The organism is Streptomyces lavendofoliae, assembly GCF_014649735.1.
GTDB classification, from domain to species: Bacteria; Actinomycetota; Actinomycetes; order Streptomycetales; family Streptomycetaceae; genus Streptomyces; species Streptomyces lavendofoliae.
The window spans coordinates 254,510-278,586 of the sequence record NZ_BMTP01000006.1 but is presented as its reverse complement, the minus strand read 5'-3'; the positions used below and the strand labels follow the sequence as shown (position 1 = coordinate 278,586).

Annotated in this window: 26 protein-coding genes and 1 riboswitch; of the genes, 8 read left to right on the top strand and 18 right to left on the bottom strand. The window is 74.2% G+C overall.

Annotated features, from left to right (window positions below):
* The first annotated feature begins 179 nt into the window (after positions 1-179).
* Both IE109_RS14100 and IE109_RS14095 read left to right on the top strand, forming a co-directional pair.
* A complete protein-coding gene (locus IE109_RS14100; RefSeq protein ID WP_189551177.1) occupies positions 180-1,175 on the top strand; it encodes a hypothetical protein in 996 nt (331 codons plus the stop codon).
* 35 nt (positions 1,176-1,210) lie between these two features.
* Positions 1,211-2,737 carry an amino acid permease gene (locus IE109_RS14095; protein ID WP_189551176.1) on the top strand — a complete coding sequence of 509 codons (1,527 nt, stop codon included), beginning with the start codon at positions 1,211-1,213 and terminating at the stop codon, positions 2,735-2,737.
* A gap of 10 nt (positions 2,738-2,747) precedes the next feature.
* Here the strand turns inward: IE109_RS14095 and IE109_RS14090 are convergent, their stop codons facing one another.
* Positions 2,748-3,479: a GntR family transcriptional regulator gene (locus tag IE109_RS14090; protein WP_189551175.1), complete on the bottom strand. Its 732-nt coding sequence runs from the start codon at positions 3,477-3,479 to the stop codon at positions 2,748-2,750.
* A 194-nt stretch (positions 3,480-3,673) separates the two neighbouring features.
* Between IE109_RS14090 and IE109_RS14085 the strand changes: the two genes are divergently transcribed.
* Positions 3,674-4,864 (top strand): zinc-dependent alcohol dehydrogenase, encoded by a 1,191-nt coding sequence (locus tag IE109_RS14085; protein ID WP_189551174.1) that lies wholly within the window; start codon positions 3,674-3,676, stop codon positions 4,862-4,864.
* A gap of 61 nt (positions 4,865-4,925) precedes the next feature.
* Here IE109_RS14085 and IE109_RS14080 read toward each other — a convergent pair whose 3' ends face one another.
* Entirely contained in the window at positions 4,926-6,359 is a 1,434-nt protein-coding gene (locus IE109_RS14080; protein WP_189551173.1) for an FAD-dependent oxidoreductase, read from the bottom strand.
* A gap of 23 nt (positions 6,360-6,382) precedes the next feature.
* The gene (locus IE109_RS14075) at positions 6,383-6,760 is read right to left on the bottom strand and encodes an ArsR/SmtB family transcription factor (protein WP_189551172.1); all 378 of its coding nucleotides are present in this window, start codon (positions 6,758-6,760) and stop codon (positions 6,383-6,385) included.
* 104 nt (positions 6,761-6,864) lie between these two features.
* Between IE109_RS14075 and IE109_RS14070 the strand changes: the two genes are divergently transcribed.
* Positions 6,865-8,793 carry a heavy metal translocating P-type ATPase gene (locus IE109_RS14070; RefSeq protein WP_189551171.1) on the top strand — a complete coding sequence of 643 codons (1,929 nt, stop codon included), beginning with the start codon at positions 6,865-6,867 and terminating at the stop codon, positions 8,791-8,793.
* 79 nt (positions 8,794-8,872) lie between these two features.
* Here the strand turns inward: IE109_RS14070 and IE109_RS14065 are convergent, their stop codons facing one another.
* From IE109_RS14065 to IE109_RS14005, 13 genes are all read right to left on the bottom strand, one after another.
* Positions 8,873-9,121 (bottom strand): hypothetical protein, encoded by a 249-nt coding sequence (locus IE109_RS14065; protein ID WP_189551170.1) that lies wholly within the window; start codon positions 9,119-9,121, stop codon positions 8,873-8,875.
* 201 nt (positions 9,122-9,322) lie between these two features.
* A complete protein-coding gene (gene rpmF / locus IE109_RS14060) occupies positions 9,323-9,493 on the bottom strand; it encodes a 50S ribosomal protein L32 (RefSeq protein WP_189551169.1) in 171 nt (56 codons plus the stop codon).
* 59 nt (positions 9,494-9,552) lie between these two features.
* Positions 9,553-10,107: a PadR family transcriptional regulator gene (locus IE109_RS14055; RefSeq protein WP_189551168.1), complete on the bottom strand. Its 555-nt coding sequence runs from the start codon at positions 10,105-10,107 to the stop codon at positions 9,553-9,555.
* A 26-nt stretch (positions 10,108-10,133) separates the two neighbouring features.
* A complete protein-coding gene (locus IE109_RS14050; RefSeq protein ID WP_189551167.1) occupies positions 10,134-12,161 on the bottom strand; it encodes an NADPH-dependent 2,4-dienoyl-CoA reductase in 2,028 nt (675 codons plus the stop codon).
* Positions 12,162-12,366: 205 nt separating this feature from the next.
* Complete coding sequence (locus tag IE109_RS14045; RefSeq protein ID WP_189551166.1) at positions 12,367-13,212, bottom strand: energy-coupling factor ABC transporter ATP-binding protein; 846 nt, start codon at positions 13,210-13,212, stop codon at positions 12,367-12,369.
* Positions 13,209-13,958, bottom strand: coding sequence for a cobalt ECF transporter T component CbiQ (cbiQ, locus tag IE109_RS14040; RefSeq protein WP_189551165.1), 750 nt, complete (start codon positions 13,956-13,958; stop codon positions 13,209-13,211). Before cbiQ ends, IE109_RS14045 begins: the two co-directional genes overlap by 4 nt.
* A gap of 6 nt (positions 13,959-13,964) precedes the next feature.
* Positions 13,965-14,450 carry an energy-coupling factor ABC transporter substrate-binding protein gene (locus IE109_RS14035; RefSeq protein ID WP_189551164.1) on the bottom strand — a complete coding sequence of 162 codons (486 nt, stop codon included), beginning with the start codon at positions 14,448-14,450 and terminating at the stop codon, positions 13,965-13,967.
* Positions 14,447-15,130 (bottom strand): energy-coupling factor ABC transporter permease, encoded by a 684-nt coding sequence (locus tag IE109_RS14030; protein WP_189551163.1) that lies wholly within the window; start codon positions 15,128-15,130, stop codon positions 14,447-14,449. The genes IE109_RS14035 and IE109_RS14030 overlap by 4 nt, the downstream gene beginning before the upstream one ends.
* 30 nt (positions 15,131-15,160) lie before the next feature.
* Positions 15,161-15,365: riboswitch (cobalamin riboswitch) on the bottom strand.
* 67 nt (positions 15,366-15,432) lie between these two features.
* Positions 15,433-15,837: a PTS-dependent dihydroxyacetone kinase phosphotransferase subunit DhaM gene (locus tag IE109_RS14025; protein ID WP_189551162.1), complete on the bottom strand. Its 405-nt coding sequence runs from the start codon at positions 15,835-15,837 to the stop codon at positions 15,433-15,435.
* Positions 15,834-16,448 (bottom strand): dihydroxyacetone kinase subunit DhaL, encoded by a 615-nt coding sequence (gene dhaL / locus IE109_RS14020; protein ID WP_189551308.1) that lies wholly within the window; start codon positions 16,446-16,448, stop codon positions 15,834-15,836. Before dhaL ends, IE109_RS14025 begins: the two co-directional genes overlap by 4 nt.
* Before the next feature lie 8 nt (positions 16,449-16,456).
* Positions 16,457-17,443, bottom strand: a complete 987-nt coding sequence (gene dhaK / locus IE109_RS14015; RefSeq protein WP_189551161.1) for a dihydroxyacetone kinase subunit DhaK — start codon at positions 17,441-17,443, stop codon at positions 16,457-16,459.
* Between the two features lie 295 nt (positions 17,444-17,738).
* Complete coding sequence (locus tag IE109_RS14010; protein WP_189551160.1) at positions 17,739-17,960, bottom strand: hypervirulence associated TUDOR domain-containing protein; 222 nt, start codon at positions 17,958-17,960, stop codon at positions 17,739-17,741.
* A 69-nt stretch (positions 17,961-18,029) separates the two neighbouring features.
* Positions 18,030-18,209, bottom strand: a complete 180-nt coding sequence (locus IE109_RS14005) for a DUF6480 family protein (protein ID WP_189551159.1) — start codon at positions 18,207-18,209, stop codon at positions 18,030-18,032.
* Between the two features lie 301 nt (positions 18,210-18,510).
* On the opposite strand from IE109_RS14005, the gene IE109_RS14000 reads away from it, so the two are divergent.
* Complete coding sequence (locus IE109_RS14000; RefSeq protein WP_189551158.1) at positions 18,511-19,251, top strand: class I SAM-dependent methyltransferase; 741 nt, start codon at positions 18,511-18,513, stop codon at positions 19,249-19,251.
* A 155-nt stretch (positions 19,252-19,406) separates the two neighbouring features.
* Here the strand turns inward: IE109_RS14000 and IE109_RS13995 are convergent, their stop codons facing one another.
* Entirely contained in the window at positions 19,407-21,509 is a 2,103-nt protein-coding gene (locus tag IE109_RS13995) for an MMPL family transporter (protein ID WP_229891003.1), read from the bottom strand.
* Positions 21,510-21,586: 77 nt separating this feature from the next.
* Here IE109_RS13995 and IE109_RS13990 point away from each other — a divergent pair, with 77 nt between their 5' ends.
* Positions 21,587-22,102 carry a MarR family transcriptional regulator gene (locus IE109_RS13990; RefSeq protein WP_189551156.1) on the top strand — a complete coding sequence of 172 codons (516 nt, stop codon included), beginning with the start codon at positions 21,587-21,589 and terminating at the stop codon, positions 22,100-22,102.
* Positions 22,103-22,144: 42 nt separating this feature from the next.
* On the opposite strand, the gene IE109_RS13985 is transcribed toward IE109_RS13990, so the two are convergent.
* Positions 22,145-22,945 (bottom strand): N-formylglutamate amidohydrolase, encoded by an 801-nt coding sequence (locus tag IE109_RS13985; protein WP_189551155.1) that lies wholly within the window; start codon positions 22,943-22,945, stop codon positions 22,145-22,147.
* 53 nt (positions 22,946-22,998) lie between these two features.
* On the opposite strand from IE109_RS13985, the gene IE109_RS13980 reads away from it, so the two are divergent.
* Both IE109_RS13980 and IE109_RS13975 read left to right on the top strand, forming a co-directional pair.
* Entirely contained in the window at positions 22,999-23,874 is an 876-nt protein-coding gene (locus IE109_RS13980) for a DUF72 domain-containing protein (RefSeq protein ID WP_189551154.1), read from the top strand.
* 30 nt (positions 23,875-23,904) lie between these two features.
* Positions 23,905-24,051, top strand: a complete 147-nt coding sequence (locus IE109_RS13975; protein ID WP_189551153.1) for a hypothetical protein — start codon at positions 23,905-23,907, stop codon at positions 24,049-24,051.
* The last annotated feature ends 26 nt before the right edge of the window (positions 24,052-24,077 follow it).

Sequence of the window (24,077 nt, the reverse complement as noted above, 5' to 3'; positions counted from 1 at the left end):
CTCGAAAGGCGACCACGATCGTCCACCTGGGCCTATAGTGATCGCCGATCAACGGCCGGTAGTCGTGGAGTGTGTGACCGCTCTCCGTGGCGCGCCGGCCGCACCCCCCACCGTGTGCCCAGAGGACCCATGACCACCGTCTCACCGATACCGGCCTGCCCACCGACGGGGACGGGGTGATGCCCGGCCAGGATTTCCGGCCGGTGTACCACCCGGCGGGCCACGACAGCGCCCTGCGCGGTGTCCTCCAGGACCTGCGTACCGGGCGGTGGCTGTCCATGGCCCAGCTCCTGGCCGACACCGCCCGGACCGCCGACCGCTCGTCATGGACCCGGCGCACCCAGGTGCTGGCCGCGGTGGCCGCCGGCTCCGACGTCGTCCAGGCCTGGCGCGTCGAACAGCCCCACAGCATCGCGGCGACGGTCATGCACGCCAGGGTCGTCGTGGAGCGCTCCCTGCGTGCCCACCGCGAGGGGCACCCGCGCACCGGTGAGCTGTGGCGGCTCGCCTGGGAGGCGTGCCGCGACGCCGCCCGCGTGGCCCCCGCGGACCCGGTGCCCTGGGTGTGCCTCCTGGCCCTCGCGGTGCTGGACGACGACCGGACCATGGACGAGCACCGGGTGCGGCCGCCCGGGCCCATGCTGCCGCCCGGGCCGTGGGGCCTGCTCGCCGAGGCGGACAAGCGCGACCCGCACAACCGTGAGGCGTACCACCGGATGCTCCAGTTCCTGTACGCCGGCCGCGCGGGCGGCGCGTCCTTGTCGCAGGCCGTCAACTTCGTCCAGTGGGCGGCCGCCTCGGCACCGCCCGGGTCGGCGCTGCACGTGCTGCCGCTGTACACCCGGGTCGAGCGGTACCGCCGCGACCGGGGGCAGGAGCGGGCCCTTGACCTGCACTGGGTCGCCGAGGACGCGACGCGTGACGCCGACCGGGCCCTGCGCGCCTGGTTCGACCACGCCGACCCTGCCGGTGAGTCGCTCCTCGACCTCAACCACCTGGCGCACGCGCTGTGGGGAGCCCTCCGGTTCGACGACGCCGCCCGCGTCTTCGAGGCGCTGGGCCCGTACTACACGCCGCAGCCGTGGGCGTACCGCACCCGCGACCCGGGCGACCAGGCCCTGGCCGAGGAGCTGTTCACCCGCGCCCGCGCCCGCTGCCTGCACGCCCCCAGCTGACCACCACACCCCACCCACCACTCGGAGGTAGCGCCATGTCCCGCACCCTATGGGCCGGCCCGGAGCAGCCGGCCCCGGTCACGGACGAGGAGGAGCGGCTGAGGGAACTCGGCTACCAGCCGGTCCTGGCCCGCCGCATGGGGGGCTTCGGCAACTTCGCCATCAGCTTCTCCGTCATCTCCGTGCTGTCCGGCTGCATGACCCTCTACGGCTTCGGCCTCGGCACCGGTGGCCCCGCCGTGATGATGTGGGGGTGGGCCGGCGTCGGCCTGTTCGTGTTGTGCGTCGGCCTGGCGCTCGCCGAGGTGACCAGCGCGTACCCGACCTCCGGCGCCCTTTACTACATGGCCGACCGGCTCGGCGGGCGCCGCTGGGGCTGGTACACGGGTTGGCTCAATCTGCTCGGTCTGCTCGGCGCGATCGCCGGCATCGACTACGGCGCCGCCCTGTTCACGGGGGCCTTCCTCAACCTGCGCTTCGGCTTTGAGCCCACGCCCGGCTCCACCTTCGTCATCTTCCTGTGCATCCTGCTGCTGCACGCCGTGCTGAACCTCTTCGGCGTCCGCCTGGTCAGCGTGCTCAACTCCATCAGCGTGTGGTGGCACCTGACCGGTGTCGCGGTCATCGTCGGGGCCCTGGCGATCGTCCCCGACCAGCACCGGTCCGCCTCGTTCGTCTTCACCGAGTTCGTCAACGACACCGGCTGGTCGAACCCCCTCTATGTGGCGGCGATCGGCCTGCTGCTCGCCCAGTACACCTTCTCCGGGTACGACGCCTCCGCCCACCTCTCCGAGGAGACGTCCAACGCCTCCGTGTCCGCGGCCAAGGGCATCGTGCGGGCCATCTGGGTGTCCTGGCTCGCCGGGTTCGCCCTCCTCGCCGGGCTGACCTTCGCCATCCAGGACTACGCCGGCACGCAGAACAGCGCCACCGGCGTACCGCCCGCGCAGATCATGCTGGACGCGCTCGGCTCCGGAGGGGCCACCGCGCTGCTCCTGGTGGTGATCGTGGCGCAGTTGTTCTGCGGCAACGCCGAAGTGGCCGCCGCCAGCCGCATGGTGTTCGCCTTCAGCCGGGACAACGCGCTGCCCGGCTCGGCACTCTGGCGCAGGGTGAGCGGCCGGACCCAGACCCCGGTCCCCGCGGTGTGGCTGTCGGTCGCCGTCGCCGCCGTGCTCGCCGTGCCGTCGCTGTACTCGGCCACCGCCTATGGCGCGGTCACCGCCATCAACGTCATCGGGATCACCCCCGCGTACGCGATCCCGATCTACCTGCGCCTGCGGGCCGGCAACCGGTTCCGGCCGGGGCCCTGGTCGCTGGGCCGCTGGAGCCGGCCGGTCGGCTGGACGGCGGTCGTGTGGGTGGCGGTGGTGACCGTCCTGTTCTGTCTGCCGCAGAAGTCCCCGGTGACGATGGACACGATGAACTACGCGGTCATCGCCCTCGCGGTGGTGCTCGTCCTGGCGACCGCCTGGTGGTACGTCGCCCGCCGCTCCTACGGCACCCCGGCCTCGTACGGGACCGCCCGTGAGCAGGCGGAGCTCTCCGAGGGCATCGTCTGACGCCGACGCCCTAGCTCATGAACTCGTAGGTCCAGGAGGCGGACTCGGGCGAGAACCGGATGTCCGTCACCTCCAGCACGTGGCCGTGCTGGTCGCTCACCACCCGGTGCACCGTGAGGCACGTGGTGGCGATCGGGCCGGGGCCGACGCCGATCGACTCGCGGCGGGTGAGCCGCAGCCCCGCGCGGTGCATCCAGTGGTACAGCAGTCGCAGGTCGGGCCGCGCCGGCCAGGACTCGGGCCGCCGGTAGCGGGCGAGTTCGGGCACCTCGGCGAGCGCGTGCCGGGAGAACCGGGACAGCGCCTCCTGCACGGGCGTCTCGCCGGCGCCCGGCACCTGGTGGCGGTGCACCAGCGACGGCTCGCCGGGCGGCAGGCCCAGCTGTTCGGCGAGGCCAGTCGGCGTGGGCTCCCAGGCGAGGCCGGTCACGGCGGACACGTCGGGAGCGCCGGTGACGTAGGGGAAGTGCAGCCGGCTCGGCGCGAGGACCGGACCGGAGGTGTCCGGCGCGGTCGCCGCCGCGAAGGTGCCGCGCCGCTCGGTCACCACGAGCCGCTCGTCGCGCAGCAGTTGCAGCGCGTTGCGCACGGTGTGCCGGTTCACCCGGAAGCGGTGCACCAGCGAGCGCTCGGACGGCAGCCGGGCGCCGGGGGCGATGCGCCGCTGGGTGAGGTCATCGCGCAGCGCGGCGGCGACGCGGAGGTAGAGCGGAAGTCCCGCGGAGGTCTGGGGCTCAGCCATGTTCAACCCTCAATTTCCTTCGCTCACAGTAGTCGAGCGTGCCGTGTCGGTGAGCAATCACTATCATTGGTCTAAACCTTTACGGAAGGGGTTCCCCCGCATTGCCCCGCACTCTGGCCGAATCGGATTCACCGGCGCGCGGCACGGGTACCCGGGCCGCGCCCCCGCAGGAGACCGGCGAAGGGAAGCGCACGATGAGGGCCGTGACATGGCAGGGAAAGCGCGACGTACGGGTGGAGACGGTGCCCGACCCGAGGATCGAGGAGCCGACCGACGCGGTCATCAAGGTCACCTCCAGCGGTCTGTGCGGCTCGGACCTGCACCTCTACGAGGTCCTCACCCCCTTCATGACCCCCGGTGACATCCTGGGGCACGAGCCGATGGGCATCGTCGAGGAGGTCGGCGCCGGTGTTCCGCACCTCAAGCCGGGCGACCGCGTGGTCGTTCCCTTCCAGATCGCCTGCGGGCACTGCTGGATGTGCACCTCCGGCCTGCCGACCCAGTGCGAGACCACCCAGGTCACCGAGGAGGGCATGGGCGCCGCGCTCTTCGGCTACACCAGGCTCTACGGCGCCGTACCCGGCGGCCAGGCCGAGTACCTGCGCGTCCCGCAGGCCCAGTTCGGCCCCATCAAGGTCCCCGAGGGCCCGGCGGACGACCGCTTCCTGTACCTCTCGGACGTCCTGCCCACCGCCTGGCAGGCCGTCGAGTACGCGGCCGTCCCGCCGGGCGGCTCGGTCGCCGTCCTGGGCCTCGGCCCCATCGGCGACATGAGCTGCCGCATCGCCCTCCACCGGGGCGCCGCGCAGGTGATCGGCGTCGACCTGGTACCCGAACGCCTCCAGCGCGCCCGCGAGCGCGGCGTCGAGGTGTTCGACCTGAACGCGTTCGACAAACAGGGCGAACTCGTCGACGCCATCAGGGAACGCACCGCGGGCCGCGGCCCCGACGCCGTCATCGACGCGGTCGGCACCGAGGCCCACGGCAGCCCGGTCGCCCGCACCCAGCAGAACGCGGCGGGCCTCCTGCCCAAGGCGTGGGCGGCGCGGCTGCACCAGAAGATGGGCGCCGACCGGCTGGCCGCCCTCTACCTGGCGATCGACCTGGTGCGCCGCGGCGGCACCATCTCACTGAGCGGGGTCTACGGCGGGGCGGCCGACCCGCTGCCGATGCTGACGCTCTTCGACAAGCAGGTCCAGCTGCGCATGGGCCAGGCCAACGTCCGGCGCTGGGTCGACGACATCCTGCCGCTCCTCACCGACGACGACCCGCTCGGCGTGGACGGCTTCGCCACTCACCACGTCCCGCTGACCGACGCGCCGCACGCGTACAAGATGTTCCAGCAGAAGCAGGACGGCGCGGTGAAGGTCGTCATGCACCCCTGACCCGCGCCGGCCGGTACGGGGCCGGGCGCCGGTACCGGGCCGGGCCGGCACCGGCACGGGGTCAGCCGGTGCCGCCTCCGGGGGCGTCGGTGTCCGTGGCCTCCGTCGTGCGCTCCGCCCGCAGTGGTGGCTCCGCCGGGGACGGCGGCACCGGCGAGAACAGCACCGCGCGGGCGACCCGCGGGGCGAACAGGGCGGACAGCGGCTTCGTGAGCGTCAGCACGGAGCGGAAGGCGCGCCCCACGACGGGGTCACCGGTGTACCGCTCCTGCACCCGCTCCAGGTACCACGCGGCGGGCCGGTCCAGGGGGCCGGCCCGCAGCGCGTTCCCGACGGCGCCCGGCATCGTGCGGTCGGACCCGGCGGAGATGTCCCAGGCCTGCGCGGACGCCCGGCACAGGGCACGCTGTACGCGCAGCGTCGTCGGCGTCCTGCGCGGGTCCGCCAGCGCGTCGCGCAGCGCCACGGCGCTCATCGCGGCGACCGCCATGCCCTGCCCGTAGATCGGGTTGAACGTGCACAGCGCGTCCCCGGTGGCGAGGAAGCCCGCCGGGCGGCGCCCCGGCCGGTCGTAGCGCCGCCGCACGTTGGCCGTCCGGCGGAAGCTCCGCACGGTGGACTCGGGGTGCGCCCGGGTCAGCCAGTCGTGCACGATCGGGTGCGGGAGCCGCTTCGCGTACTCGACGAACGCGTCGCCGTCCGTGGGCGGTTCGTCGCCGCGCAGCCCCGACAGGGTGACCAGGAAGCGCCCGTCCTCGATGGGCAGCGCCCCGCCGCCGTACGTCTGCGAGGCGTTGGGAACGATGTAGTAGCCGAGGCAGTCGGCCAGAGTGCCGTCCGAGCCGTCCCGGTACACGCCCGTCGCGTACGCGAGGCCGGTCTCGATGGTCTCCTCGTGCGGCGGCTCGGCGCCGATCGCGGACAGCCACTGGGGCGCCTGCGAACCGCGGCCCGACGCGTCCACCACCAGGTCCGCCTCCAGAGGCCGGGGTTCGCCCCCCGCGCCGCGCTCGCGCACCAGCACCCCGCGCACGCGCGTGGCGTCACCGAGCAGCCCGACGGCGTCCGCGCCCTCCACCGTCCCGATCCGCGGATCCGCCAGGACGCGCCGCCGGACGAGGTGTTCCAGCCGGGGCCTGGCACCGGTGTAGAGGTAGGACGTGCTGGCGGTGCGGCGGAACCACCGGCCGCCCTGCCACTGCACCATGTCGCCCGGCATCCCCAGCCGCGGCGCCCCCTGGTCCCGCAGCTCCGCCGTCACGCCGGGCAGCAGCTGCTCCAGGGCCAGTTGCCCGCCCTCCAGCAGGACGTGCGTGTGCCGCCCCTGCGGCACCCCCGCGCGGTGCTCGGGTTCGTCGGGGAAGCGGTCGCGCTCGACGACGGTGACCCGCTCCGCGTGCTCGGCCAGCACCCGTGCCGCCAGCAGTCCCGCGATGCTCCCGCCGATGACCACGGCGTGCCGTGCCCCGCGCCTCGTACCCAACCCGTCGGCCATGCGAGCCCCTTCGCGTCGTCGGTCTACGACTGACCAGTATCCACGGTGGGTTGGGGAAGATCACGCGCTCCGAGACGGAGGTGCTCGATGTGGTACACGGCTTCGTCGAGGAGCTGGGCGACGTGGTTGTCGTAGAGGCTGTACTCGATGCGCCGGCCCTGGCGCGTGCCGGTGACCAGGCTCAGCGCGCGCAGGAGCCGCAGCTGGTGCGAGACGGCCGACTGCTCCATGGCGACCGATTCGGCCAGTTCCGTCACCCCGCACGGTCCCTGGCGCAACCGGGTGAGGATCATCAGCCGGGACGGGGTGGCGAGGGCCTGGAGCGTGGCGGCGATGGTGGCCGCGGACTCCGCGTCCAGGCGTGCCGCCGGGGTCGTCTCACCGTTCGCTCCGTGTCCCATGCGGGTCATCGTAACCGCGCGTACGGTGGCATGAATGAAGAGATCTTCATGTGTTCCGCTATGGTGGTGCCGTTCCCGCCCGCTCCGTGAAGAGGTGCACGCCCATGGCTTCCCCGGTGCTCGACGCCAGGCTCGCGGCCACGCCCGCCGATGCCGCCCCGCCACCCCGACGGACCAGGGTGTTCGCCCTGCCGGAGGTCCGCTGGGCCGCGCTGTCCGCCGCGGCCTTCCTCGCCGCGCTGCCGCTCGACCTGGCCGGGGCGCCGGCGTGGGCCTGGGGCCCGCTGTACGCCGTCTGCTACGTCGCCGGGGGCTGGGAGCCCGGCTGGGCGGGACTGTGCGCCCTGCGGGAGAAGTCCCTCGACGTCGACCTGCTGATGGTGGTCGCCGCCGTCGGCGCCGCCGCGATCGGGCAGTACCTGGACGGCGGGCTGCTCATCGTCATCTTCGCCGTCTCCGGCGCCCTGGAGGCGCTCGCCACCCGGCGCACCGCCGACTCCGTGCGGGGCCTGCTGGACCTGGCGCCCGCCACGGCCGTCCGGCTGACGGCCGGCGGCGAGGAGCCGGTGGAGGTGGCGGACCTGCGGGTCGGGGACACCGTCCTCGTACGGCCGGGGGAGCGGCTGCCGGCGGACGGCACCGTCCTGGACGGCGCGAGCGAGGTCGACCAGGCCACCATCACCGGCGAGCCGCTGCCGGTCCCCAAGGCGCCCGGCGACGAGGTCTTCGCGGGCACCCTCAACGGCACCGGGGCGCTGCGCGTACGGGTCGGGAAGGACGCCTCCGGGTCGGTCATCGCCCGGATCGTCGCCATGGTGGAGGAGGCCAGCGCCACCAAGGCCCCCACCCAGCTGCTCATCGAGAGGATCGAGCAGCGCTACTCCGTCGGCGTCGTGGTCGCCACCCTCGCCCTGTTCGCCGTGCCGCTCGCCTTCGGGGCGGACCTCACCGAGACGCTGCTGCGGGCCATGACGTTCATGATCGTGGCGTCGCCCTGCGCGGTGGTCCTCGCCACCATGCCGCCGCTGCTCTCGGCGATCGCCAACGCCGGCCGGCACGGCGTCCTGGTCAAGTCGGCCGTGGTGATGGAACGGCTGGGCCAGGTGGACCGGGTGGCGCTCGACAAGACCGGCACGCTGACCGAGGGCACGCCCCGGGTCGACGCGGTACGGCTGACCGGGGCCCTGGCGGAGGCGGAGGTCCTCGCCCTGGCCGCCGGTGCCGAGCTGCCGAGCGAACACCCGCTGGCGCGCGCGGTGGTGGCCGCCGCCCGTGAACGGGGCCTGCCGGTGCCCCGCGCCACCGAGTTCTCGTCCACCCCCGGGCGGGGCGTGCGCGCCCTGGTCGAGGGACGCGAGGTCACGGTGGGCCGCCCCGCCGAACCGTGGCCCGCCGTCCGGGAGCTGGAGGCCGCCGGCCGGACGGCCGTCGTGGTGACCGTCGACGGCGCGCCCGCCGCCGTTCTCGGCGTCGCCGACCGGCTGCGCGACGGGGCCGCGTCCGCCGTCGCCGCGCTGGCCCGGCTCAGCGGCACCGGCCCGGTGCTCCTGACCGGCGACAACGACCGCGCGGCGCGCCGCGTCGCCGCCGACGCCGGGATCACCGACGTACGGGCGGGGCTGCTGCCCGAGGACAAGGTCGCGGCCGTACGGGAGTGGGAAAGCGCCGGCCTGCGCACCCTCGTGGTCGGTGACGGCGTCAACGACGCGCCCGCGCTCGCCGCCGCGCACACCGGCGTCGCGATGGGCCGGGCCGGGTCCGACCTCGCCCTGGAGACCGCCGACGCCGTCGTCGTGCGCGACGAACTGGCCACCGTCCCCGCCGTCGTGGCCCTCTCGCGGCGCGCCAGGCGGCTCGTCGTGCAGAACCTGGTGATCGCGGGCGGGTGCATCGGCGCCCTGGTGGTCTGGGACCTCGCCGGCCACCTGCCGCTGCCCCTCGGGGTGGCGGGTCACGAGGGTTCCACGGTCCTCGTCGGCCTCAACGGCCTGCGGCTGCTGCGCGAGTCGGCCTGGCGGAAGGCCGGCGCGTGAGCGTGTCGGCGCCTGAGCGGCGTGGCGCGCGTGGGGGTCCGACCGCGTGGCGAGCGGGGAGGGCGGGCCACGCGCGGAGTCAGTAGACGTAGTGCCGCGAGAAGGGATGCGGACAGTTCTCGCATTCGATGCGCCACGGCTGCGTGTTGGGCTCCCATGCCTCGCAGTGGCAGCCGTCGGCCAGGCAGAAGGGTCGGGGCCCGTCGAACCGCACGTCCGCCGTGGCCAGGCGGGCCCGGGCTTCCTCGAACGCCCTGTCGAGGTAGGAGGCGGCCTCCTCGACGGCCTGCCGCTGTTCGCCGGTCAGTTTTCCGTCATTGGGCAACATGGCGTGCCCTCCGTGGGGTGCGGTGTGTCACTGGGGGGGCGCGGCCCGTGGCCGACCCTGCCTCCTTCCAGGACAGCACGCGTCCCCCGCTCCGGCAACCGGTGAACGGCCCGCGTGAAGCAGGGCCGTTCACCGCCGTATCCGCAAGCCGCAGCAGCCGCAAGCAGCAGCCGCAAGCCGCAGCCGTGAGCCCTCGCCGGCTCAGCCCGCCGGGTGGATCAGGCCGCGCTCGTACGCCTTCACCAGGCGCTGCGGCACCTGGTACACGGTTCCGTCCACCGTGACGGGTACCAGCTGGGGGGTGGACGCCTTCCACTGGGCGCGGCGGTGGCGGGTGTTGGAGCGGGACATCTTCCGCTTGGGTACGGCCATGACCGGGGAACCTCCGTCGTCGGTGCGATGGCCGCCACGCTACATGAAAATGATTACCGTTAACAATTTGTGGGGCCATCCCGGCCGTCGAACTCCGCCAGCGCCTCCGTCAGCCACGCCGTCCAGAACCGCTCCAGCTCGATGCCCCCGCGCAGCACCAGGTGCCGCAGCCGGTCCGCCTCCGCGGTGCGGCGTTCCGGCGGGAACTGCCGGTCCTCCATGTCCCGGTACTCGTCCAGCTGGGTCCGGTGCAGCGCGAGGTGGCGGCGCAGCTCGTCGGCGAAGCCCTCCGTCCCCACCACCGCCGCCGCCCGCAGCCGCAGCAGCAGGGCGTCCCGGATCGGCTTGGGGTCCTCGGCGCGCCGTACCCAGTCGGTCAGCTCCGCGCGGCCGGCGGGGAGCACCTCGTACTCCTTCTTCTGCCCCCGGGAGGGGACCGGGGCCGGCAGGGCGCGGATGTGCCCCGCCTGCTCCAGCTTCCCCAGCTCGCGATAGATCTGCTGGTGCGTCGCCGACCAGAAGTAGCCGATCGACCGGTCGAAGCGCCTGGTCAGCTCCAGACCCGAGGACGGCTTCTCGAGCAGAGCGGTGAGGATCGCGTGCGGGAGTGACATGACCGCATCCTAGGGAGGCGGGACGGTCACAGGACGGCCGCCAGTCGCGTTCCCTGGTCGATGGCACGCTTGGCGTCCAGCTCCGCCGCCACGTCGGCCCCGCCGATGAGGTGGACCGACGCCCCCGCCGCCACGAGCTCCTCGTACAGGTCGCGCCGCGGCTCCTGGCCGGTGCACAGCACCACGGTGTCCACCGGTACGGTGCGGGCCTCGCCGTCCACGGTGATGTGCAGGCCCTCGTCGTCGATCCGCTCGTACGTCGCGCCCGCGACCATGGTCACGCCCCGGTGCTTCAGCTCGGTGCGGTGGATCCAGCCCGTCGTCTTGCCGAGCCCGGCGCCCACCTTGGACGCCTTGCGCTGGAGCAGGTGCACGGTGCGCGGCGGCTTCGGCCGCTCCGGCGCGCGCAGCCCGCCGCGCCCCGCGTACGACGTGTCGACGCCCCACTGCCGGAAGTACGTCTCGGCGTCCCGGCTCGCGCCCTCCCCGCCGTCCGTCAGGAACTCCGCCACGTCGAAGCCGATCCCGCCCGCCCCGATGACCGCGACCCGCTCGCCGACCGGCGCCCCGTCGCGCAGCACGTCCAGGTAGCTGACCACGGACGGGTGGTCGACGCCCTCGATCGCGGGCGTGCGCGGGGTGACCCCGGTCGCGACCACCACCTCGTCGTAACCGCCCAGCAGCTCGGCGGTGGCGTACGTACCGAGCCTCACCTCCACGCCGCGCAGCGCCAGTTGCGTGCGGAAGTAGCGCAGCGTCTCGTCGAACTCCTCCTTGCCCGGTACGCGCCGGGCGACGTTCAGCTGTCCGCCGATCTCGTCCGCCGCGTCGAACAGCGTGACGTCGTGGCCGCGTTCGGCGGCCGAGACGGAACAGGCGAGTCCGGCCGGGCCCGCGCCGACGACGGCGATCCGCTTGCGCAGCCGGGTGGGGGAGAGGACCAGCTCGGTCTCGTGGCAGGCGCGGGGGTTGACCAGGCAGGAGGTGATCTTCCCGCTGAAGGTGTGGTCCAGGCACGCCTGGTTGCAGCCGATGCAGGTGTTGATGGTCTCCGGCCGGCCGTCGGCCGCCTTGGCCACGAACTCGGGGTCGGCGAGGAAGGGACGGGCCATGGAGACCATGTCCGCGCGTCCCTCGGCCAGGATCGCCTCGGCGACCTCGGGGGTGTTGACGCGGTTGCTGGTGATCAGCGGGACGGACACCGCGCCCATGAGCCGCTTGGTGACCCAGGTGTACGCGCCGCGCGGCACCGAGGTCGCGATGGTGGGGATGCGGGCCTCGTGCCAGCCGATCCCCGTGTTGATCATTGTGGCGCCGGCCGCCTCGATCTCCTTGGCGAGGGCGACGACCTCCTCCAGGGTGGAGCCGCCCGGCACCAGGTCCAGCATGGAGAGCCGGTAGATGAGGATGAAGTCCTCGCCGACCCGCTCCCGGGTGCGGCGGACGATCTCCAGCGGGAAGCGGACCCGGTTCTCGTAGCTGCCGCCCCAGCGGTCCTCGCGCCGGTTGGTCGCCGCGGCGATGAACTCGTTGATCAGGTAGCCCTCGGAGCCCATGATCTCCACGCCGTCGTAGCCGGCCGACCTCGCCAGCTCCGCCGCCCGGACGTAGTCCTCGATCGTCCGCTCGATCTCGGCGTCGGTCAGCTCGTTCGGCACGAAGGGGCTGATCGGCGCCTGGAGGGCGCTCGGGGCGACCAGGTCGCGGTGGTAGGCGTACCGCCCGAAGTGCAGGATCTGCATGGCGATCCGCCCGCCGGCCGCGTGCACCGCGTCCGTCACGACGCGGTGCTCCGCGGCCTCCTCCTCGGTGGTGAGCCTGGCCCCGCCCTCGTAGGGCCGGCCCGCGTCGTTGGGCGCGATGCCGCCGGTGACGATCAGGCCGACGCCGCCGCGGGCGCGCTCGGCGTAGAACGCGGCCATGCGCGCGAACCCGTTCTCGGCCTCCTCCAGCCCGACGTGCATCGACCCCATGAGCACCCGGTTGGGCAGGGTGGTGAACCCGAGGTCCAGGGGCTGGAGCAGATGCGGGTACGGGGTCGGGGTCGCAGTCATGGGGGCGCCTCCTCGCGCGGTGTCGTCGCCCCAGTTGTAGACGACGCCCGACCCCTTGTGCAACAAGTTGCATAACGATCGGAGGGTGACCTGCGCTACGTGGCGCGCCGAGGCCGCCGTCTGGACCGTCGCCGCCCCGGACCGTCGCCCCGGAGCGCCCGCCCCCTGCGTCCCCTGCACCCTGCGTCCCGCACCCTGCGGCCCCTCAGGCCCCCCGCGTCGCCGCCGCCCACTCGTCCAGCTCCTCCGCGGTGCGCGGGCCCGGCGCGTCGTCCTCCAGCAGCCCCCGGTCCCGCAGCACCCGGGCCACCGCCATGCCCCAGGGCCGCCGCAGCCCGGCCGCGTCCAGCAGCGCCCGGTCGGCGAGCAGGCCGGCGACCGGCCCGGTGCGCAGGCCGTCCGGGGTGAGGACGGCCGCGTCGTCGGCCCAGCGCAGGGCCAGGTCCACGTCGTGCGTCGCCATGACGACCGTGGTCCCCGAGGCGCGCAGCCGGTCCAGTACGGCCAGCAGCCGCTCCTGGCCGTGCGGATCGAGGCCGGCCGTCGGTTCGTCCAGGACGAGGACCCGGGGGCGCATGGCGACGGCGCCCGCTATCGCGGCCCGCTTGCGCTGGCCGTACGACAGCAGGTGGGTCGGCCGGTCCTCCAGTGCCGTGATGTCCAGCGCCTCCAGGGCCTCGCGCACCCGCTCCCGGACCTCCGGCTCCGGCAGCCCCAGGTTCAACGGCCCGAACGACACGTCCTGGCCCACCGACGCCGCGAACAACTGGTCGTCCGGGTCCTGCACGACCAGCTGCACCGTGGTGCGCAGCCGGGTCAGCCCCGCCCTGTCGTACGACACCTCCCGCCCGTCCAGGCGCAGCCGGCCGCTCCCGCACCGCAGACCGCCGCTCAGCAGCCGGAGCATCGTCGTCTTGCCGCTGCCGTTGCGGCCGAGCAGCGCGATCGACCGCCCCTCCGGCACGGCGAAGTCCACGCCCCGCAGGACGGCGGGCCCGTCCTCGTAGGCGTATCCCGCGCCCACGAGCTCCACGACGGCAGAAGGGTTCACGGCAGCAGCCTTTCGAGTACGAGGGTGAGGGCGACGAGCCCCGCGAGCAGCGCGCCCGTCGCCCCCAGGAACCGCCGGGACACCGCAGTCCGCGGCACCAGCACCCGCAGCGTGCCGTCGTAGCCGCGTCCGGCCAGCCCCGTCTGGAGCCGGGCGGCCCGGTCGAAGGCGCGCACGAACGCCGTCGCGCCCAGGCCCGCCAGGGAACGCCAGGCGGCCGCCCGGCCGGTCAGTCCGAGCCGCGCCGCCTGCGCCTCCCGGATCCGGCGGACGGCGTCCAGCAGCAGGAAGCTGATCCGGTACATCACGAGCGCGACGTCCACCACCGGGGCCGGCACCCCCGCCCGTACCAGTCGCGGCAGCACGTCGGACACCGGCGTGGTGAACGCGAACAGCAGCACGCCCAGCGAGGCCGCCGACGTGCGCAGCAGCAGCCGCGCCGCGTGCAACGGCCCGTCCGGGGCGAGTGTGACGAGCCCGCCCGCCCCGCCCACCTGGAACAGCAGGGGCACGGCACCGGTCACGCAGAACCCCAGCGGGATGCGCCACGCCCGCCACAACTGCCGCGGTGGTACCCCGGCCGGGCCCAGCAGCACCGAGAGGGCCGCGGCGGCCACCAGCACGGCCCCCGGCCAGGGCGGCAGGCACACCGCCAGCGCCGTCAGGCCGAAACCCAGCACGGCCTTCTCGCACGGATGACGGCGGCGCCAGCGACTGCTGTGCGCCGCCGCGTCGATCGGCAGCACCGGCGGCTAGGCCGGGGTCCGGGGCGAACCGGCCTCGGTGCCGGCCGGACCGGAGCCCGCCTTGGCGACCGGACGTCCCGCGTCCGAGGGCTGCGCCGCCGGAACCTCACCGTCCGGAACGCCGCCGTCCGAGGGTTTCGCGTCCGGGAGGCCCGGGTCCGGGCGGTCCCCGGCGGGGGGTGCGGCCTGCGCCCGGGCCTCCCCCTGCCGGCGCCCGCGCCGCAGGCCGAAGTAGTACGCGAGCACACCGGCGCCCAGCGCGGCCTGGAGCGAGAAGAGCGCCGACTCGATCTCACCGGACGGCGGTTCGTACAGGGGGCTGAACCACGGCTCGTAGTCCGGGTGCGTCTCCGTGATCGCCGTCTCGGCCTGACTGTCCGCGCCCGTGAACGGCTCCTCCTTGTGGTCGCCCATCCCCAGCGCCAGCGGCAGGACGGCGAGCGCGACCACCACGAGCAGCAGCAGCGTGTTGATCCTGGCGTTACGGCTCATCGGGCCACCGCCTCCTTCCGGACGGAGACGACGCCGAGCCGGGCGAGATCGCCCTTGCTGGACTGCATCAGCAGCCGCATCACCAGCACCGTGAGCAGCCCCTCGCTGACCGCCAGCGGTACCTGCGTCACCGCGAAGATCCCGCCGAACTTCGCCAGCGCGCCGGCCACACCGCTGCCCGGGTCGGGGAAGGCCAGCGCGAGCTGCACGCTGGTGACGCAGTACGTGGACAGGTCGGCGACGAAGGCCCCGAAGAACACGCTCACCATCAGCGGCGCGGCGCAGCGGCGCAGCAGGCGGTACGCCCCGTAACCCGCCCACGGGCCGACGATCGCCATGGAGAACGCGTTGGCGCCCAGGGTCGTCAGGCCGCCGTGGGCCAGCAGCAGTGCCTGGAAGAGCAGCGTGATGGTGCCCAGCACCGCCATGACCGGCGGCCGGAAGAGGATCGCGCCCAGCCCCGTGCCGGTCGGGTGCGAACAACTGCCCGTCACCGAGGGGAGCTTCAGGGCGGAAAGGACAAAAGTGAAGGCACCGGACGCGCCGAGCAGGAGAGTGGATTCGGGGTTGGCCCTGACCTCGCGGGTCAGGGCACGGACGCCGTGGACGACGAAGGGGGCGGCCGCGACGCTCCAGGCGGCCGCGTGCACGGGGGGCAGATAGCCCTCGGCGATATGCATGTTGGGGGAGACCCTCTCCAGCACCTCGTGGATGGACAACGCGCCCTGGCCGGTCTCCTGGCTGACGGGTCATGCCGCCGCGGCTCCGCCTTCCCGGACCCCGCGGTCTCCTGCGGCGTTCCAGTGGCTTCCCGAGGTGGTTCCCCGGGGGTGGAGCCGGACTTCCCGATCACAGTGGCGAGGGCCGCACCGGTACCGCACCGGTTTCCCGTACACCAAGGCCCTGCGACAGTAGTGCGTTGACCAGGTACATCACAAGCCGCGCGTCGGCGCACGGCCCGGCTCCACCCCGTGGGCGCGCCTCACTCCTTGCGGTAGCCGTACGCCTCCGACGCGGCCGCCGCCACCGCGTCCAGATCCCCGCCCGCCGACGCGGTGACCACCGCCGCCACCGCGCCCTCGACGAACGGCGCGTCCACCAGCCGCGTGCCGCCGGGCAGCTCGTCGCCCTCCGCGAGCAGGGCCTTCACCGTCAGCACGGCGCTGCCCAGGTCCACCAGGACCGCCACGCCCGCCCCGCCGTCGACCGCCGTCGCCGCCCGCTGGATCAGCTCCGCGCTGGTACCGAGCCCGCCGTCGGCCGTGCCGCCCGCCGCCGCGACCGGAGCGGTGCCCCCGCCGCCGGCGAGGCCCAGCGCCAGCTCGGCGACCGAGGAGGCGACCGCCGCGCTGTGAGAGACGAGCACGATGCCCACCTTCGCGCTCACCGTGCCCCCCGCGCCGCCGCCAGCGTGGCGACCAGCAGCGCCGCGGACGCCGCGCCCGGATCCTGGTGCCCCACACTGCGCTCCCCGAGATAGCCGGCCCTTCCCTTGCGGGCCCGCATGGGTACGGTCGCCAGGGCGCCCTGGTCCGCGGCGTCCGCCGCCGCCGCGAACGACTCGCCGAGCGACTCGGCCAGCGCCTCGACCGCCGGCTCCAGCGCGTCCAGCATCGTCTTGTCCCCGGCCTTCGCCCCGCCGAGCTGCGCCACCGCGGCCACGCCCACGCGCAGCGCCTCGGCCAGCTGGACGGGCGCGACCTCGGCGGCGTCGCCGAGCGCCTTGCCGGCGCGCCGCAGCAGCGTGCCGTACAACGGCCCCGACGCGCCGCCGACCGTGGAGATCAGCTGCCGCCCCGCGAGCACGAGCAGCGATCCCGGCGTACCGGACGGCTCCTCCTCCAGGGCCTTGACCACCGCGGCGAACCCGCGTCGCAGGTTGGCGCCGTGGTCGGCGTCCCCGATCGCCGAGTCCAGCTCGGTGAGCCGGTCCGCCTCCCGGTCCACGGCCGCCGCCATCCCGGTCATCCAGCGCCGGAAGAAATCCGCGTCGAGCATCACGCCGCTCACACCCCCCACTGCAGGGCGGCCGTGCGCACCGGCGCGTCCCACAGCCGCAGCAACTCCTCGTCCGCCTGGCACAGGGTCACCGAGCAGCCGGCCATGTCGAGCGAGGTCACGTAGGAGCCGACGAGGGTCCTGGCCACCGGCACGCCCCGCTCGCCCAGCACCCGCTGCACCTCGGCGTTGAACCCGTACAGCTCCAGCAGCGGCGTCGCCCCCATGCCGTTCACCAGCACCAGCACCGGGCCGCCCGGCCTCAAATCCTCCAGGACCGCGTCCACCGCGAGGTCGGCGATCTCTCCCGAGGTCATCATCGGCCGCCGCTCCCGGCCGGGCTCACCGTGGATGCCGATGCCCAGCTCCAGCTCGCCCGGGGGCAGGTCGAAGGTCGGGCTGCCCTTGGCCGGTGTGGTGCAGGAGCCGAGCGCCACCCCGAAGCTCCGGCAGCGGGCGTTCACCTCCCGGGCGATCGCCTCCACCCGTTCCAGCGGCGCTCCCTCCTCGGCGGCGGCCCCGGCGATCTTCTCCACGAACAGGGTGCCCCCGGTGCCGCGCCGCCCCGCCGTGTACGTGCTGTCGGTGACGGCCACGTCGTCGTCGACCAGCACCCTGGCGACCCGCACGCCCTCGTCCTCGGCGAGTTCGGCCGCCATCTCGAAGTTCAGTACGTCCCCCGTGTAGTTCTTCACCACGAACAGCACCCCGTGCCCGCTGTCCACGGCCGCCGCCGCGCGCACCATCTGGTCGGGCACGGGGGAGGTGAACACCTCACCGGGACAGGCCGCCGCCAGCATCCCGGGGCCGACGAATCCGGCGTGCAGCGGCTCGTGCCCCGACCCGCCCCCCGACACCAGCGCGACCTTCCCGGCGACGGGCGCGTCCCGCCGTACGACGACCCGGTTCTCCACGTCCACGGTGAGCTCGGGATGCGCCGCGGCCATCCCGCGCAGCGCGTCGGCGACAACGGTCTCGGGAACGTTGATCAGCATCCGCAACGTCAACTCCTGGGAAAGGTGGCCTGGTCGGCCCCGGCGTCGTACGCCGGAGCCGGACGGTGACGCGCCACCAGCCTACGTACGGGCGGCCGGGCCGTGGTGCAGGAATCGCCCAGCCGCCGGGCGGGCGCGCGGTCGGTGACGGCGCCCACCCGGCGCGACAACGGGCGGCCGGCGGACGCGGCCCGCCGCCCCGTGCCGGACGCGGCGGCCGGTGCGGCCCCGGCAGGGCGGAGCGGGGTGGTTCCGCGCCGGGCCCCGGCCGGTCACCGTGCCCGGGCCCGACCCCTCAGGACTTGCCCTTCTTGCGCAGGGCGTTCGGCTTGTGGACGGCCGAGCGGCCCGACTTGTCGCTCTCCACCTCGTACTGGGGCTCGTCCTTCGACGCGTCGACGGTCCGGCCCGCCGCCTCGGTCCGGTCGGTGATCTTCTTCCGCACCTTCCCGGTCACGTTCTGGCCGTGGCTCTTCCACGACACCTTGTCACCCTTCTTGATGTTCTCCTTGGCCATGCTGAACTCCTTCGGCGCGGCCCGGCGCCGCGCTGGGGGACGGTATGGGGACGGTGGGTGGGGCGTGACTCACAGGAAGAAGACGCGCGCGACGAAGTAGCCCGCCACGATCACGGAGCCGGCGACGATCAGCCACACCCAGATCCCCGGGTGCTCCCACATGCCGCCGTCCGCGCGTTCCTCGTGAGCCTCGGCCGTGGAACCCTCGACCGGGGGAGTCTCCCCGGGAGGCACGAGTGGGTCTGTCATGTCTCCAGCCTCCGACAGGACACCCGCGAGCGCATCCGCTGATCGCGTCCTGGCCGGCCGCGCGTGGGGGCGTACCCGCGGGTGGGCCCGCATCCGTTGGCGGCCGGCATGCCGAAGACGGGGTGGACGGGGCGCATCGCCCCGCCCCGGGACCGGCGCCCGGCCTCCCGTCCGTCCCGGACCCCGGGCGGCGCCCATGGCGCACGCGCCGTCCTGGCGGCCCGCGACCACCACCCGGACGGCCCGGAGCCGGAACACCGTCCTGCCGCCGCCCGTCCCCACCGCGAGGAGAGAAGCCCCGATGACCCTGCTCCACGACCGCGACCTGGCACGCGCCTTCGACCACGCCTCACGCCGCTACGACCGGCTGACCGCGCTCAATCCCGGCCACCGCGCCGGCCTCCTCCGCTCCGCCCGACGGCTGCGGCTGCCCCGCGACGGGGCCGGTCTGCACGTGCTCGACCTGGGCTGCGGGACCGGCGCGTCCACCGCGGCGCTCCTGCGGGCCGCGCCCCTGGCCCGTGTCACCGGGGTGGACGCCTCGTCCGGAATGCTCGACCGCGCGCTCGCCAAGCGGTGGCCCGCCCGGGTGCGCTTCCTGCACCTGACCGCCGAGGAGGTGGGAGGCGCCGGGGAGGGCCCGTTCGACGCGGTGTTCGCCGCCTACCTGTTCCGCAACGTGACCGACCCGGACCGGGTCCTGGCCTCCGTACGCGCGTTGCTGCGGCCGGGCGGGCGGCTGGTCGTCCACGACTACAGCCTCAGCGGCTCGCCCGTGCACCGTGCCCTGTGGACGGCCGTGTGCCGGGCGGTGATCGTCCCGGCCGGCACGGTCGGCGGCGACCGGGCCCTGTACCGCCACCTGTGGCGCAGCGTCCTCGACTTCGACACCGCCCCCGCGTTCACGGACCGGCTGCGACGGGCGGGTTTCACCGGGGTGCGCGCCGCCCCCGTGCCGGGGTGGCAGACGGGCATCGTGCACACCTTCACGGCCTGTGCCGGCCGCGCCGGGACGGAGCCGCCCGGGTGGCGGCGGGCGTAGGCCGGGGACCGCTCACCCCACCCCGTCGCCCGCTGGACCAGGCGGGTGAACCCCTCGTACGTCACGGGCCGGCGCCCGCCCCGGGCCGCGGACCGGCGGCGGGCGTGGTCCGCGATCTCCGCCTCCCGCCGCCGCGGCCCGTACCGGGCGCGCCGCTACGCCGGCCGTCCCGCTGCGCCGGCGCCGGCCCTGCTCAGGGAGCTGGGCCACCATGCCCGCGGACCGATGTCGATGACCAGCGCCGGGACCAGGAGCGAGCGGACCACGAGGGTGTCGAGCAGGACGCCGAACGCCACGATGAACGCGATCTGGAGCAGGAAGGCCAGCGGGATGACCATCAGGGCCGCGAACGTCGCCGCGAGGACCACGCCCGCCGACGTGATCACCCCGCCGGTCGTGGTGAGCCCGCGCAGCACTCCCCGCCGGGGGCCGTGCGCCAGGGACTCCTCCCGGACGCGGGACATCAGGAAGATGTTGTAGTCGACGCCGAGCGCCACCAGGAACACGAACCCGTACAGCGGGACCGACGCGTCCGTGCCGCTGAAGCCGAGGAGGTGCTCGAAGACGAGGGCGGACACCCCGAGCGTCGCGAGGAAGTTGAGCCCCACGGTCGCCACCAGCAGGACGGGCACCAGCAGCGAGCGCAGCAGCAGCACCAGGATCAGCAGGATGATGCCGAGCACGACCGGGACGATGAGGGCCCGGTCCCGGGCGGCGGTCCGCTGGGTGTCGTACTGCTGGGCCGTGTATCCGCCGACCAGCGCGTCCGCGCCGGGCACCGCGTGCACCTCGTCGCGCAGGCGCTCGACGGTGTCCTTGGCGGCGTCGCTGTCCGCCGAGGCCTCCAGGGTGGCGTCGATGCGCACCCGCCCGTCGACGACCAGCGGCGGGCCCCCGCCGGGGCGTCCGGACGCGGAGACCGCACCGGCCGTGGCCACGCCCTCGGTGTCCCGTGCCGCCTGTGCCACCCGCTGGGCACGGTCGGCGTCGGCGATGATGACGGCCGGGTTGCCGGAACCGCCGGGGAAGTGGGCGCCGAGCGTCTCCTGGGCGGTGACCGAGGACGCCTCGCCCACGAAGATCTCGTCGAGCGGCACGCCCTTGGAGGACAGGGACGGGGAGAAGGCCGCGAGGACGCCGAGCGCCAGCGCGGTCACCAGCCACGTCCGGCGCGGCCGGGCGTCCACCTTCGCGGCGACCTTGTGCCACACGCCGTGCCCCTCCACGGTCGCGTCCGAGGGCTTGGGCCGGGAGGGCCAGAAGGCGGTGCGGCCCAGCAGCGCCAGGACGGCGGGCAGGAAGGTGAGCGAGGAGAGCACGGCGCACACGATGCCGATGGCACCGACCGGCCCGAGGGCCCGGTTGTTCGTCAGATCGCTGGCCAGCAGTGCCAGCAGGCCCAGTGCCACGGTGGCGGCGCTGGCCGTGATCGCCGCGGCCGACCGGCGCACCGCGGCCACCGCGGCGGCGACGCGGTCGTCGCGGACGGCGAGCTCCTCGCGGAAGCGCGCGGTCAGCAGCAGCGCGTAGTCGGTGGCGGCACCGATCACCAGGATGGAGAGGATGCCCTGCACCTGGCCGTCCACCCGCACCACGTCCCGGTCGGCGAGCGCGTAGACGACGGCGCACGCGAGGCCCAGCGCGAACACCGAGCCCAGGATGATCAGGAACGGCAGCAGGACGCTGCGGTGGACGAGCAGCAGGATCACCAGCACGGCGCCGAGCGCGACCCCGAGGAGAAGTCCGTCGATCCCGGCGAACGCGTCCGACAGGTCGGCCTGGCTCGCGGCGGGGCCGGCGATGAGCGCGGCGGCGCCCGGCACGCCGTCGGCGGCCCGGCGCACGGCGTCGAGGGTCGCGGGCAGCTCCTCACCCAGGTCCGGCTCCAGCTGGACCACGGCCTGCAGGGCCTGCCCGTCCTCGGAGAGGAGGGCGGGCGAGGGTCGGCCGACGACACCGGCGTGCCCGGCGAGAGCGGTGACGGCGCGGGTCGCGGCGGCCTGCTGGGCCTCGGTGACCCGGTCGCCCTCCGCCGTCCAGACCACGATCGCGGGCAGGGTCTCCGACTGGTCGAACGCCTCGCGCGCTTCGAGCACCTTGGTGGACTCCGCGCTGCGCGGCAGGAAGGCCGCCTGGTCGTTGGTGGCGACTTCGCCCAGCTTGCCCGCGTAGGGCCCGAGCGCTCCCCCCACCCCGAGCCAGACGAGCAGCAGCACGACGGGCACGAGCCACCGGGTTCGTCGCTGTGCGGTTTTCACGGGCACCCCCATGGGAGGACGACGGAGTATCTCAATCATCGAGTAGCTCAATGATTGAGTGATCTTATACTGAAGCCATGAGCGGTTCCGGCACGCACCTGCCCTCTCTTCCCGACGACGACCCGACCGGGTTGCAGTCCTTCGCCGTCCTGCTGCGCCGGTTGAACGGCGAGTTCAACCGGATCGCCCAGGAGTTCGCCCAGGCGCAGGGCCTGCACCTCACGGACGTGCAGGCCCTCATCGCGATCCTCGACGCCGACGCGGATGCCGACGCGGACGCCGAGGGCGCGGGCGAGCCCATGACGCCGGGCCGGCTGCGCCGGCAGCTCAACCTGACCTCCGGTGCGGTCACCGCGTGCCTCGACCGGCTGGAGAGGGCGGGCCACATCCGCCGTGTCCGGGCCGCCGACGACCGCCGCGTCGTCCACCTGCACTACGCGGAAGCGGGCAGGAAACTGGCCAGGGACTACTTCCGGCCCCTGGCGCGGAGCACCGACACGGCCCGCGGCCGCTTCACGCCCGGGGAACTGGCGGTCGTCGTCCGGTTCCTCACCGAGATGAACCGGGAACTCGTCCTCCTGCGCCGCGACTAGGCGGTCACGGGGTCGCCGCGACAGGACTCGTGGCCGGCCCGCTCAGGAAGAGAGCCGCTCCACGAGATCGGCCAGCGCCCCCGCGAGCGCGTCGACCCTCTCGGCGCGGGGGGCGCCCCGCTCGTCGACGTACAGGTCGCGCCGGATCTCCACCATGAGGGCGCCCACGCGCGCGTCCCGCCCGTAGTACCGCAGCGGCACGTACGTCCCGGCGAACGGACTGTCCAGCGCCGTGCCGAAGTCCGCGAACGCCCGCCGCGCCGCGTCGAGCAGCGGGCCGGGCGTGTGGAAGGAATCGGTGCCCAGGCAGATCGGCGGACGGGGCCCGTCACCGTGGAGCTCGTACGGCAGTGCCTTCTCCGGGTACGAGTGGACGTCGACGACCACGGCCCGCCCGGTCGCCTCCAGCCGGCCGGCCACCGCCGCCGTCATGGCCTCCGCGTACGGGTGGAAGTAACGCTCGATCAGCGGCCGGACGTCGGCGTCCGCCGGGCGCAGCTCCTGGCGGTGAGTGGTGCGGCGGTACACCGCGCCCATGCCCACCGCCAGCATCTCCTCGCGCTCGTCGGGGAAGCGCTCGGGGTCGACGACCAGGCGGGACAGCCGGTTGACGAACCGCCAGGGCCGCACCGGTGCCACCCGCGCCGCCTCGCCGGCGATCCGCTCCGTGTACGCGTCGGTGATGTGGTCCAGCTCCGCCTCCAGCGCGCGGTCGTCCAGGACGATCCCCGCCCGGACGGCGGCCGGCACCACCCGCGAGGAGTGGGGGACATGGAGGATCACGGGGGATCGGGGCGCGCCCGGGTGGAGCATGAAGGCGGCCGAGTCGTCGGCGTCGGTCATTCGGTTCCTCGCTGGCGTCGTGGCGGAAGCCCGTCCGGGGGTAGGCGGACGGCATGGGCGACATCCTGATCGGTACATGTTCCTGGACGGACAAGGCACTTGTGGGCAGCGGGTGGTACCCGCCGGGGCGACGCGACGCCGAGGGGCGGCTGCGGCACTACGCCGAACGCTTCCCCGTGGTGGAGGTCGACGCCACGTACTACGCCCTCCCCAGCGCGCGCAACAGCCTCCTGTGGGCCGAACGCACGCCCGCGGGCTTCCGCTTCGACGTCAAGGCGTTCTCCCTGCTGACCGGCCACCCCACCCGGACGGCCACCCTCCCCGCCGACCTGCGCGACCGCGACACCGGTGACCCCGGCCTCCTGGACGAGATCTGGCACCGTTTCAGCGAGGCGCTGCGGCCCCTGCGGGAGGCCGACCGCCTGGGCACCCTGCTGTTCCAGTTCCCGCCCTGGTTCGCCCCCGGCGCCCGGGCCGAGGCGGCCCTGCACCGCACCAGGCGGCGCGCCGAGGGCTGGCCCGTGGCCGTCGAGTTCCGGCATCCCGACTGGTGGCGGGAGGCCCGGCGGGACCGCACCGCCGCCCTGCTCGCCGACCTGGACGCGGCGGCCGTGGCCGTGGACATGGCCCAGGACCTGCCCACGTCGATACCCCCGCTCACCCCGGTCACCTCCGGCGACCTCGCGGTGGTCCGGTTCCACGGGCGCAGCGACGCCTGGGGCACCGGCACGAAGGAGGACCGGTTCCGGCACACGTACGAGCCGGACGAACTGATGGAGTGGCGCCCCCGGCTCCACTCCCTGGCCGACCGGGCCGCACAGGTGCACGTGCTGTTCAACAACTGCTGCGCCGATGCCGCCGTACGCGCCGCCGAGACCATGCGGGACCTGATGTGCCCGGCGACACATCGTCGGGGTGCGACCGGGTAGGCGTGACCTAGGCACTCTGGAGGAGGTTCCATGTCCGGACTCATCACACGCATCAAGCAGTTCACCCGCAGTCCGCAGGGACAGCGGGCGATGACCTCGGCGCGCCGCGCCGCCGCCGACCCGCGCAAGCGCGCCCAGGCCCGCCAACTGCTGGGCCGGCTGCGCGGACGGCGGTGACGACCTGGCGAGGAGGGCGAGCGGGC